General features: G+C 52.6%; 10 protein-coding genes. 2 read left to right on the forward strand and 8 right to left on the reverse strand.

The features are described from left to right. From MWU63_RS20205 to MWU63_RS20220, 4 genes are all read right to left on the reverse strand, one after another. Window positions 1-1,382 (reverse strand): hypothetical protein (locus MWU63_RS20205; protein ID WP_247079777.1); only part of this gene is annotated, 1,382 nt, incomplete at its 3' end. Between the two features lie 202 nt (window positions 1,383-1,584). Next, complete coding sequence (locus MWU63_RS20210; protein ID WP_247079785.1) at window positions 1,585-2,160, reverse strand: rhomboid family intramembrane serine protease; 576 nt, start codon at window positions 2,158-2,160, stop codon at window positions 1,585-1,587. A 148-nt stretch (window positions 2,161-2,308) separates the two neighbouring features. Next, on the reverse strand, window positions 2,309-3,907 hold the full coding sequence (xrtD, locus tag MWU63_RS20215) for a VPLPA-CTERM-specific exosortase XrtD (RefSeq protein ID WP_247079787.1): 1,599 nt from the start codon (window positions 3,905-3,907) through the stop codon (window positions 2,309-2,311). Between the two features lie 83 nt (window positions 3,908-3,990). Further along, entirely contained in the window at window positions 3,991-5,418 is a 1,428-nt protein-coding gene (locus MWU63_RS20220) for a hypothetical protein (protein WP_247079789.1), read from the reverse strand. A gap of 423 nt (window positions 5,419-5,841) precedes the next feature. Here MWU63_RS20220 and MWU63_RS20445 point away from each other — a divergent pair, with 423 nt between their 5' ends. After that, the gene (locus MWU63_RS20445; protein ID WP_281496620.1) at window positions 5,842-5,973 is read left to right on the forward strand and encodes a hypothetical protein; all 132 of its coding nucleotides are present in this window, start codon (window positions 5,842-5,844) and stop codon (window positions 5,971-5,973) included. A gap of 237 nt (window positions 5,974-6,210) precedes the next feature. Next, entirely contained in the window at window positions 6,211-6,738 is a 528-nt protein-coding gene (locus MWU63_RS20225) for a VPLPA-CTERM sorting domain-containing protein (protein WP_247079798.1), read from the forward strand. 84 nt (window positions 6,739-6,822) lie between these two features. On the opposite strand, the gene MWU63_RS20230 is transcribed toward MWU63_RS20225, so the two are convergent. From MWU63_RS20230 to MWU63_RS20245, 4 genes are all read right to left on the reverse strand, one after another. After that, window positions 6,823-7,683: a glycosyltransferase gene (locus MWU63_RS20230; protein WP_247079800.1), complete on the reverse strand. Its 861-nt coding sequence runs from the start codon at window positions 7,681-7,683 to the stop codon at window positions 6,823-6,825. Continuing rightward, window positions 7,676-8,497, reverse strand: coding sequence for a CpsD/CapB family tyrosine-protein kinase (locus MWU63_RS20235; protein WP_247079802.1), 822 nt, complete (start codon window positions 8,495-8,497; stop codon window positions 7,676-7,678). The genes MWU63_RS20230 and MWU63_RS20235 overlap by 8 nt, the downstream gene beginning before the upstream one ends. A 29-nt stretch (window positions 8,498-8,526) precedes the next feature. Then, a complete protein-coding gene (locus MWU63_RS20240; RefSeq protein ID WP_247079804.1) occupies window positions 8,527-10,062 on the reverse strand; it encodes a GNVR domain-containing protein in 1,536 nt (511 codons plus the stop codon). A gap of 118 nt (window positions 10,063-10,180) precedes the next feature. Then, window positions 10,181-11,089, reverse strand: coding sequence for an AAA family ATPase (locus tag MWU63_RS20245; RefSeq protein WP_247079806.1), 909 nt, complete (start codon window positions 11,087-11,089; stop codon window positions 10,181-10,183). Between the last annotated feature and the right edge of the window lie 540 nt (window positions 11,090-11,629).

An 11,629-nucleotide genomic window follows, 5' to 3' on the forward strand; every position in this document is an offset into this window, starting at 1 on the left:
ACCCGGTTGCCGCTGCTGTCGTACATCGTCGCAATCGCACCCCGATGACGCCTCCAACCCTGAAATCTACCAGCCCCATTATAAAGATAGTCGTCACGCCAGGGGATCTCCGGAAAGATCAGCGGGTCCATGTAGATATTGCTCTGATTTGTGTAATCAACCGATGAAATCCGCATCCCCCCATCCGGGCCAGCATCATAGAAACGTCGCTCATGCTTGGGCAAAAATACCGAAACAAACGAAGGCGCGCTGTTGTGAACGCCATTGTTGGCAAACACTCCTATATCAATGCGAGCCGATTGAACGTCGGGTTGCCCCGGAACTGGCCGCGCATTTTGCCAGTTTAGCGTGATACGTGCGCTGCGCCCATCGGGGTCAAGCGGTGTAATACGGGTATTGGACGGGTCGCCACGTAGTAAAACCCAGCGAAAGGTCAGAGGCCGACCGTTTGGGTCCTGCGTCGTATCGGCTGACACAACCATAGATCGGCTGTAGGCTGTACTTCGCCAGACACGGGCAATAGCAGCAGGGGTATCGAACAGATGTTCTGAAAGGCCTTCACCGAAATAGTCGATACCTTCGCGGGCACGGTCCTCGTCAACAACACGAAGGCGAACAAGCGGCGGAATATCATCAGGATGTAACGTGTTGGCAAGCGACACCATGCGAAGCAAATTTATACGTTCTTTCGAAAATACCGTCGGGTGGGCCGCGCCGCTCAGATAGGCTTCATGCGTTGGCACCCCGTTCTGGCTGCGCCGAAAGATCATTTGTACGGTTGGGGCAAGCAACCCGGTTTCCGTCAGGCGTGCTTTAGTGTCCGGATGGAACGCTGCTAAAATCATTGCCAAAGCCTCAAGGAAGGGTTTGTCTGAACCGGAAGATCCCTGAGATATCAAGTAATAAGGTGTGTTAGCAGGAAACAGATCCCCCTTTTGCGGGTCGTGATCTCGATGCTCCGGATATACATGAATCTGGCCAGTTATATAGTTCTGAAAGATCAGGTCCGCCCCACGGCCTTCTGGAGCGGTCAGGGCCATACGCGGTAAAGAACGGGACAGCCGACCGTTCTTAATTGCGGTTGAGGAATTCCCAATCACAGGTGCATTGAAAAGCAGGTCCGCTGCCAACCCATAGTCCCACCCAACATCGCGAAACCGAGTGTCATAGAGAATACGGCTTAACTGTGGATGCCGGTCTGCGCGTAGCTGCGAATGCCCCCGATCTCTGTTGTCATAAAGATCGCCAAGGTTTCCAGCGGCCTGTCCGATAGCGTAGAGTTGGCGCAACAACTGGTGCGCGGTTTCGTTCTGGCGATCTCCTAAAACAGAGGCAGAAGATGCCGCCGGAAACGAGACCTCAATCAGAGGTCGATCAGTCAAGGGTAGTACTACGGCGTTCTGGGGGCTGATTTGTGCAATACCATCGTGCACTTCAACCGGTGTGGGTGTTTGCGCTGAGCCAGGGCTTGGTGCGAGCAAATGTAAGGTTAGCGCGTATATTAGGGCGCAAACTGTTTGTTGGAACCAATGTCTCTTCAATCCTTGCATGAGAGTCAGGTTAACACGCTCTGATGATGTTGTGTCACCTGTTCAAACCTGAATTCCAGCGTGCCAGGGCAACTGCGCCAATCCATCCCGTGATAAAACCACCTAAATGAGTCTCCCAGGCAAGCAACCCACCAAGGACCGCCCAAAGTACTGCGTTCAACATAATAAGCCAAAATATGGTGTTCCAGATAGGCCAAAGCGACCGCCCGGCGCGTTGCCGAGCCGACCAACGCCAGTATTGCCAAGCACCGACCAGCCCGAACAATGCCCCAGACGCACCGACCATTGGTTGAGGGCTGCTGCTCAGTAGGCCAAAACAAAGCCCGCCCCCGACTGCCGATATGATGTAGATTGCGAAGAAAGCCCTTTGGCTGATGAATTTAGCAGCAATCTCAGCCAGTACCAAAAGCGAAATCATATTCCCAATCAGGTGACCAAGCCCGCCGTGAAGCAAAACATAACTCAAAAACATTACCCAAGGCTGCGCTACGTAATTTGGCTGCCAATCGTATAAAAGCCCGGCCCAGAAGGCCCCATACTGATAGGCAAGCCCGCGCCAGCCTGCTGTCCCGATTAACCCGTGATCAGCGGCTTGCAGGCTCAGTTCCACGAGGCTGCTCAATGTGATTATAAGAATAACGACAGAAGCAGATCGCCATCGAATGGGCTGGGAAGGCAGAGCTGGATTGAGAGGCGCTTTCATACCCTAGCTTTGCTTAAAGTGGTGCATAATCACAAACAACAGGACGGTGGACCGATCACATCGGAACAAACTGGGGTAAAGACTCAAGGCTTTCCCTTATAAACTGCGCAAGGCGCGCATCTGCATCTGTTTCTGTTTCATCAGGCAGAATAGGAGTGACATAGCGCACCAAAGCACCGTCCGTGCGACCCATTATAAGGCTGTCGATGACAACACCTATCTTGGCGGTAAAATCATTTGTTTCGCGTTTTCCGCGTTGTTCAAACCAATAATAAACCAACTGCTGCGTCATACCTTTTTGAATGACAGCCCGGTTTACTGAAAATCGGCCATAGGCCGGTACGCCTGTGTCAAGCTCGTAAGGCTCCAGACTGAAAACTTCCCAACCACCAACGGGCAGACAGACCTCGGGGGAGTGGATGCCGGTGCCTTCAGTCTGCTTATCATAGAAGGCTACAAACATATTGATGAGGGCGGCATCCTGAGTGGTCGCGTAAGTAGCGTTCAGGTAATCTGACGCCCCAAGAACACGTTCAATATTCGGATCAAGCTTGGTGAACGAACCGGACCACCCTGCAATCTGACGCGGAAAAAGAACAAATGGATCACGGTCGACCCGCACAGTGTCAGCGGTTTTTTGCAAAACCCAGGCAGAAGACACAAGAAACGTTAGCAAACCGCCAATGGCTAGCGCTTTTGAAGGACGGATACCAAAAATACGTCCGGCAATGGGTGCGAAGCCGTCGGTATCAAGGTCAATCGCCTCAGACAGTGGTTTTGGGTTGGGGGTCAAACGCTGAAGCGCGATCGCCATCAGAAAGAGGATCGCGATACAGGCAACAAAGATCACCCAGCCTTCAAAGAAGTGCAGAAACCCCTCGGCCTGCTCTATGCCGTAGCGGTCAACGAGAACACCGATAATTCCGATACGAAAGGAATTCATCAGAACGGTCAGCGGGGCCGCGGCCAGAAGAAGCACCACCTTGTGCCAGATCGGACCTCGATAGAGGATTGCAAAGAGATACGAGAAGCTCAGGATCGGGAAGAGATATCTCAGGCCTGAACAGGCCTCGGCCACCTGCAGCTTGTAAACACCAAGGTCGATAACATTGCCTTCGAGAAAAACAGACACCCCAGCAAGACTAACAAACCAGACGCCGATCACAGAAGAGAGGGATTGCAGCAGGATTGTGAGTTTCCAGTACAAGAACTGCGGTAGCGGCAACATGAAAATTAGGTGCAATACGGGTAACAGGTGCCGCCGTCCACGATCCCAACCAAAGACAGTTAGAACAACGCCTCCAATCCAGAGTATCAGTGCGTAAGTAACGATATCGGGGATGTGGGTCAGATTGCCAACTAACGCTACGATCAGTGCGAGGGCAATAATAGCAATGCCCGGCCAGCGGTCCGTAACGCTGGCCAGAGGCAGCGGTGCGCGGCGTAATTCGCGCAGGAATAGGTACAGCGAAATAATGGGAATTAGCGGGCCGTGGCTGTATTCTGGTGTGGACCAGGCCTCTACAAGTGAGACAAGCCCAATCCAGAAGATCGGAACAGAGCCAGCGACAAGTACCGCAAACCAGAACAGCCCCAACGCGTTGATCGTCGGGAACTGTGTCGCATGCTCCTTTGGATAGCTCTTTGTTGACATGGGCAAACTTCTTTACGTAGCTCCGATTTCTTTCCCCACGGGTCTCGTCAGTCTGTTGGCCTGGACTAAGGTCATGTTGACGTTTAGCGTCGGATCACAAACTTCCGGTCTACTGTCAAGAAAACTTCGCTGGAATCAGAAGAGCCCATCCCTGTTTCATCCCGATGCCGATAAATGTACCCGGTAGAGAGGTTCCAGTCCTGTGTCAGCGCATAATTATATGTCGCGCGGATTTGAGGAGATTTGGTATCATTGACTGTTCCAACGCCGGCGTCAGCGATTTCGACATAGTCAAACCCAAGCACAAAGGAAGAAAGCGTATTGATGGTTTGCAGATAATCCACACCGGCGCGGGTGGTGCGGATGTCATTCCCTTCAGAGCTGGTGCGGACAGCGCGGTCGAGCGAAGCCGTGATAGAGCCGGCTGGCAGGTTATGCGTATAGGCAAGGCTGCCGATAGCGTCGGTGTTGCCGCTTTCCCCATGAACAGCCCCAAGACTAGCCGAAAGAGAACCCGTCGGCAGGCTCAGTGCGCGGTTTACGCTTATTGTATTTCTGCGCCCGGTTTTTGAGATTGAGGTCGCGACGTTTACACCAGCAGAGCCATTGACCAGTTGGCGCTTCAGGCCTACGCCGCCAATGAGACCATCAACAACCGTAAGTGACGGCACGTTGTCGGTTTCTTCAACCTCGGTATAACCAATGCTGCTGGTCAGTGTGGTTGATGTGTTCAGCAAATAGTTCAGATCAAAGAACGTGCTTTGGGTCGTGCGTTCTGTTTGCGTGATGTCTTCGGCTTCATAATCTCTTTGGCTGAATGTCAGCCGACCGGAAGCGACCGGCGAAAGGTTGAAGCGGCTGAAAACATCGACCTGAGTGGTGGTTCGATCAAACAGGCCAGGATCGATGGTGTTACTGTACTTTCGATCGTTGTGGATAATATCCACCCCAAATCCGATCGGATCATTCAGGCCAGTTTCAAACGAAAGCTTGGTGTTATAATTTTCGCTTCGGCCATCATCAATAATCAGACTGGTCTGATCCAGAATTTCATCAAGTTCCCGCAGCGGATCTGCAAAGTTCAGATCGACGCGTCTGTAGCCAAGATCCGCCAGAACCCGATTGTTGGGCCCATTATGCGCATAGCTTAGCCCGACGCGGGGGTCGTCAGCTGAAAAATTATCGGATGATCCCGGCGCATCTGACAAACGCAGGACCCCGCTAAGATCCAGTTGGAAGGTGTCGAGCGGTGTTTCCTTCAGCAGGCTGAAAGATAGCGTGTTGTCCAGAAGTGTTGTTGTACCCGGCGAAACAGGGTCAAGATCAAAGTTGTCATTAACCCTTAGAGAGGAACTAATACCGAAGGTTAATGTTAAGCCACCGGGCGTATTTTGTCCTTGGGCAGGTGTGAGCCCTGTCAGAACGATAGCTGACGCCGCAAAAATGACGGGTAGACTACGATTTTTTTTCAACTGATCAACCCAACTTATTTGTCCAGCAAGTACCGACATCCGAGGATACCCTCTCCTTAGTCAGTTTATTTCCCACTTACTTCCAAGCAAATTCTCAGAAACAAACACTCTTTACCACTCACTGAGATATTTACAATTCTTGATATTGAAAAGCACGTTCAAAGGTCCGCTGCAATCACTAAAGAATGTAGGTGTATCACTAAGGAAACATATTCTGTTAGAAATTTGACTCCACAAGTGTTTAACGAAGTGACCCGATTTTCTGGCATGCTGCTTGTATCGCATCGGCCCGCACAGGTCACCTAATTCATGCTGCCGTTTAGTTGGTCACATTCTTATTTTCTGCTTCAAACCAGCCCTGACATTAAGCGAAACTGCTTAGTTTGTCGTCAAAACGACTATCTTTATAATGGGGCTGGTAGATTTCAGGGTTGGAGGCGTCATCGGGGTGCGATTGCGACGATGTACGACAGCAGCGGCAACCGGGTCCTTGGTCTGGGTGAGGGCGCCACGGCGGGCGAGATCCGCTCTGTGCGCTATCTGTTGGTCCCTGACGTTGACGGGGCTTTGCAAATACGCGAGCAGTCGCCGTAGTTCAGGCAGCGCATTCTGAAGTTTAATTTGGAATTGCGGATTTGACGTAGAGACCAACTGTCCACATTTAGCGTTCAATACTCCGGGATGGCCCTTACTGTGTATAAAAAGCCAACAAATAGCCAGCCCTACGCCTTTTTTTCGCCCTTTTTTAACTAATTCGCGTGACAGGATATTCTGAACGAATTAATAATTAACGAAGGGTAAATATTTTTGAATTTTGGAAGGGTAACCACCATGAAAAAGCTTTTAGCAGCCGTATCGGTTGTGATGCTGATGGCAACCAATGCTATGGCGTCGACAATCGCGACCGTTAATCTTGATGGTGTTTCAGTAACGCCGCCTGCTGCGACGGTTCTTACCCAAACGGTTGGCGCTGGTACTGTGACCGATATCGCCTTTGATATCGACGTTCTGCATCAGTCCCCATCATGGGGGTCAGAAACAACTGTCAGCATTCAGGCACCGGGCGGGGCGACGTTCAACTTCAGTGGTTCTGATTTCGGCTTTGGCAACTCTTCTGGTATATGGAGCTTCGCCGGGTCTTTCGCTGTTGCCGCAACGTCAGCTGCAGGCGACTGGGTTTTCTCTTTCACCGACGGCTTTAACGACTATGTAAACCCTGACTACGTATTTTTGCGTCCTTCCAGCATTTCGCTGAACGGCACGGCGCCTTCTCCTGTACCGCTTCCGGCAGCTGGTTTCCTTCTGATGGGTGCTCTTGGAGGTTTGGGTCTGATGCGGCGGCGTCGTAAAGCGGCCTGAGCTCAGATTTAAAGTTTAAAGGACGGCGGTTTATTGTAACCGCCGTTTTTTTTGTGTCTGGAGCCCGGGTTCAGACAGGCAGGTTCATATCTGCAGGCCGAAGCCTTGCCTTAGCATCCAGAGCATGCGCAGGAGTCTGATGCGGATCAGAGTTGCGCTGGCGCGCAGGCGTTCACCCGGGGAGTTCAGCTTTGCGCTGAACAGCACCTTTGGCAGATGCACCACTGCGCTCGCCGGCATCATAAGCCCGCGCAGGGCCCAGCGGGCCCGTGCTTTTGCATCTGTTCCGTTCGTGGCGCACATTTCCTGCGTGATGCGGCGCCATTTATGGCGCAGCGCGGCCCAGTCCTGCCGCGAGGGATGGCTGACCACAAGACTGTCCTCATAGACCAGCCTGTAGCCCTTGGCGACGGCGCGCATGCTCCAGTCCAGATCTTCGGACACACCGCCGCGGAACTCCCCGACATCCTCGAACACGTCGCGCCGTGTGATCAGATTGCCAGCACCGGTAAAGCCCTGGATTTCGATGTAGCGCTTAAAATTAAAGGCAAAGATAGTTTCAAAGCCCTCGGCCCCACTGCGGGGTGGCGGGGTTTCGTCAAAGACATCCACACGCCCGCCTATCAGGTCTGCGCGCGAAGCCACCTTAAACGCGGTCCTGATCCAATCGGGAGCTGCGACGCAGTCCGCATCGATAAAGAACAACAGCGGCGCCTTGGTTTCCCGCACACCCCTGTTGCGGGCGGCGGCGGCGCCTTTCTCTGTTTCGACGACAAACCTGACCTCGGGGAACGCCTGCCTGACCGCCTCAAGAGATTGGGTTGAGCCATTGTCGATAACGACAATCTCAACCCTGCTACACTCGTTTTTGGCCAGAGACGCGAGGCATCGCGTGAGCCGGGGAACGTCATTATAATGAGGAATAATGACGGCAGCGTCAGTCATACCCGTATCCGTACCCATAAGCCCCGTCGGTATACCTGCTTTTGTTCAGGACCACGCCCATCACATTCGTAAGCTCTGCCAGCTGGCGCTCAGCCACGTCGATCTCATCGACGGTGGTTTTTTCTGCCTCAACCAGCAGAATCGCGCAATCGACATTCTTCAAAAATCCGAAGTTATCATCACTTGCCATCAGGGGTGGCATATCGAACAGCATGATGTCGGGCTTATACGTGTCGTCAATCTCGTTCAGAACCTCCAGAGTTCGTTGACTCTGGAGAAGCTCGGAGGAGTTTTTGATCGGCCCGTCATTGAGGCCCAGCATCACATTTGACCCATAGCGTATCGCGTGGTCGGAAAAGGCGATCTCTCCCTTCAGAACATCCCCCATATTATGCGCACATGTCAGGCCCAGCATCTTGGCGAGGCCCGCGCGCCGCAAGTCCAGGTCAAACAGCATTGTCTTGAGATCTTGCTGGCGGCCAAAACTGAAGGCTAGATTTGCCGCCGTTGTGGTCTTGCCGCAGCCGCTGTGCGAGGACACCAGAGCGATACGCTTCCAGCCATTGCTTTCGGCCTGCTGCAGGATCCGCGAGCGCAGCATGTCATAGGGACCCGCCTCTCGGCCGCCATTAAAAGAGGTAAGGCGGTTTTTGCGCGCGACACGGGGTTTGATATCTGCCGTCGCCGCGCTTTGCCAGACGTCGATAGCGGGCGTGGGCGCTTTGGAGCCCGCCTTGCCGCGGGGCTTTGGTCCCTGCTGCCCGCTCTCACGCTGCTCGCGGGCCTTTTCAATGGCGACCTGAAGTTTTTCCATTCAATACATTCCTTCTTCGGCAGAAGTCATCACCAGCGCACACCAATTTTATCCATGAGCTTGTCAGCAATCAGATCAAGGGGTTGATAATAGGTGTGCACCGCATAAACAGCGGCCGGGATGCCTATGAGGATCATCATGATCCAGAGCGTTTTCAAACCGCGTTGCCGGATCATTTCACCCCGTGTCCGGGTGTAAGGGACCGTTGCCAGCGGGGTAATGCCCAGCTTGCTGACCAAATCTTCGGGCCGACGGATCGATTTGTTCAGAAGTTCCAGCAAAACTACCAACCCAACACCAGCCATAATACCAAAGATGCTTCCGCCGCCTGCAATCAGAACCCGGTTCGGCTTGGCTGGCGCGTTTGGCGTTGAGGGTGGATCTATTATTGAAATGCGCTGGCCGCGCGCCATAACCTCGATCCGCTCTCCGGTGCTGGCCTGGGACAACCGGTTCGTCGCCGTGTTATATTGCTGCTGGGTATTTTGATAGTCGAGTGTCAGTTCCTCAAGCCGGATCGCAACAGTCGGGGCGCGGGCAATGGTTTCTGTCAGATCCCGAAGTTGCCCGGTGGTCAGGGTTTTCTGCTCTTCCAGAACCGAGACCTGTGCGTCAAGCTGGGCCAACTGCACATCCAGAAGGGAGTTCCCGGTTCCAACGGCCGTGCTCTGTGGGCTGGGCTGGGCGCTGACCACTTGCTCTACTTTTGCGATCTGCGCCTGAAGCATCTTAACCTGTGGGTTTTCCTCCGAATAAATCGCAAGTGCATTGTTAAGTTGCGCACGCAGCGATTCGAGCTGCAGCTGTTCCGCTGTCAGCGCCTGCCCGGTCACCCCGGCAACCTGTCCTGTCGATCGAAAAACATCAATCAATCGCTGCTTTTGGTCCTTGAGACTTGCAATGTTGCGCTCTGCCTGGGCCAGCCGGTCCTGCAAAATGGTCTGCTGGTTCAGCCGGTAAATAAGGCTCTCGGGCAGAGCATCGGCATTTTCGGTTTTAAAGGCCAGAATGCGTGCGGCCTGCTCGGCCAGCTTTTCACTAAGCCGGGCCACTTCTTGTTCAAAAAATTCCAGCGTTTGGGTTGCGCGTCCGGTCCGCGATTCTACGTCTTCCTGCTGGATCAGCGTCAGATATTCATTCAGCACACCTGCTGCAGTGCGCGCTGTGGGCGCCTCAAAACTGATTGTCATTAAGGGCGCCTGGCCACGTCCACTGCTGGATCTGACCGATGTGCGCGCACGCATTGAAAGCTCAACCTGGTCTGGGCTCATCTCATTCTGGTTTTTAAAAACCTGTAGCCGGTTGGCAATATCCAGAAGATTGGCACGGGTCAGCAGGCGCTCTTCGACAACTTGCAGCTGTTGCTGGGCTGGCGTTGCCGCGGTTGAGGCCACAAGCTGGGATGGGATCTGCGGCGCTTCCACAATCAGTTTCATTTGCGAAACATAAGACGGCGGAAGCGTCATCGCCGCAATGACCGACGCGACAGAAATCACCAGGGCCACAATCAGAAAATACGGAAACCTCCGCATAAAAATAGACCAGTAATATCGTATATTTACCATTATCTTATGGCCCCTTTTTTAAGCCAGATACCAAAGGTCATTGCACCTGAATTTATGAACCTGCCTGACAGAGAAGAGGCATATGCGCCTTTCCCGGCCAATCCCTGAATCCTGCCCTTCATCCTGTTCCCCCTTCCGATGGAAGAACCCTTTCGCGTTGGGTCAAAAAGTGGAGATCCTGTTTGTCGTCCACCAGTGACAAGCCGCCAAAAAAGACCCCGTCGTCCAGCACGCTCTTTACCGTATCTTTTGTTATAACTGGCACTTCACTGCTCCAGGCGTAAAGCATCGAGAATTCGCACAGCTGATTGACCAGACGGGGCACACCACGGGTCGCATTGTAAATCGCCTTGCAGGCAGACGGCGTAAATTCCTGCCCTGTTCCACCGGCCACCTTAAGGCGATGCGCAATATATTCAGCCACCGTTTCAGCGCTCATGCCCGTCAGGTGAAAGCTCGCAGCCACGCGTTGCGCAAGCTGGCGCATATTTGGACTCAGAATAATGCTCTTCAGCTCCGGCTGACCGACCAGAATCAACTGAACCAGTTCATCCTTGTTGGCATTGATATTTGTCAGCATGCGCAGTTCTTCAAGGCCTTCGCCCGACAGGTTCTGCGCCTCGTCGATAATCAGGATCACCCGCCGCCCCTTGGCATATTCGGCAATCATAAAATCCTGGAACGTCTGAAACAGATCCACATAGCTGCCCGAGGTATCGGCCTTGACAGAAAGCGCGTTTAATATCCACTGCAAAAGCTCTCCGCGATCACCCTGGGCGTTCGAGATCAGGCCCACAGTCACCGTGTCGTCCATCTGGCTGAGCAACTGCTGCAACAGGGTCGTTTTGCCCGACCCGATCTCTCCGGTGATCAGCGTGATCGGCGCGCGCGACATGATGCCAAATTCCAGCACCGCGAACGCCCGCTTGTGCTGACCCGACCAGTAGAGAAAGCTCGGATCCGGCACCAGCGTAAACGGGCGTTCCGTGAGGCCAAAAAAGCCGGTATATAATTCACTGGAACTCATTGTAGGATGCGACGTTTCCAAAACCATTAACACCTGAATTTCAATATCCCGCCATCACGCCGGATATCATCATAATAGACACTATATAAATCTTTGCTGGCAGCCTGAAAGTGCCTGCTCTTTCGCAATTGTATCGCTGTTTCAGCCCAAATTCGCAACCATGCACCTCGTCGACTTTAAAACCCTTTCACTTAATTCGTTCTATTTCATGGCACTTTTGAGAAAAGTCAGTTCCAAACCAATCTGCGGCGCATATGTTATTGTGTAAAGATGGCGATCAATCGCACCCGGGAAAGGCAGATTGTTTTCACCTTTCAGATAATAAAAATGGAAACAAACTGTAACGAATCAAAAAAACCATGCATAATTAAGGTGTTAGTGAAATCTGCCACAAATTTTTTCAAATATTTCGTAAACATGGCAAAAAAGAGTGTTAAAAATTACCTAGGTGGTAACAGAAAACGCAGCGGCAATTATTGAAACGACAAAGCTGCTTTTTTTTGGGGTGTAGGTTTGGTTGACGGCGAGGCCTTTTGTATG

It is taken from the genome of Pseudohalocynthiibacter sp. F2068 (genome assembly GCF_023015645.1).
Taxonomy (GTDB): domain Bacteria; phylum Pseudomonadota; class Alphaproteobacteria; order Rhodobacterales; family Rhodobacteraceae; genus Pseudohalocynthiibacter; species Pseudohalocynthiibacter aestuariivivens.

Excerpts from the sequence above, each read along its gene's own strand:
- xrtD (WP_247079787.1), bottom strand. The coding sequence starts at position 3,907 with ATGTCAACAAAGAGCTATCCAAAGGAGCATGCGACACAGTTCCCGACG.
- MWU63_RS20220 (WP_247079789.1), bottom strand. The coding sequence starts at position 5,418 with ATGTCGGTACTTGCTGGACAAATAAGTTGGGTTGATCAGTTGAAAAAA.
- MWU63_RS20445 (WP_281496620.1), top strand. The coding sequence starts at position 5,842 with ATGTACGACAGCAGCGGCAACCGGGTCCTTGGTCTGGGTGAGGGCGCC.
- MWU63_RS20225 (WP_247079798.1), top strand. The coding sequence starts at position 6,211 with ATGAAAAAGCTTTTAGCAGCCGTATCGGTTGTGATGCTGATGGCAACC.
- MWU63_RS20230 (WP_247079800.1), bottom strand. The coding sequence starts at position 7,683 with ATGACTGACGCTGCCGTCATTATTCCTCATTATAATGACGTTCCCCGG.
- MWU63_RS20235 (WP_247079802.1), bottom strand. The coding sequence starts at position 8,497 with ATGGAAAAACTTCAGGTCGCCATTGAAAAGGCCCGCGAGCAGCGTGAG.
- MWU63_RS20240 (WP_247079804.1), bottom strand. The coding sequence starts at position 10,062 with ATGGTAAATATACGATATTACTGGTCTATTTTTATGCGGAGGTTTCCG.
- MWU63_RS20245 (WP_247079806.1), bottom strand. The coding sequence starts at position 11,089 with ATGAGTTCCAGTGAATTATATACCGGCTTTTTTGGCCTCACGGAACGC.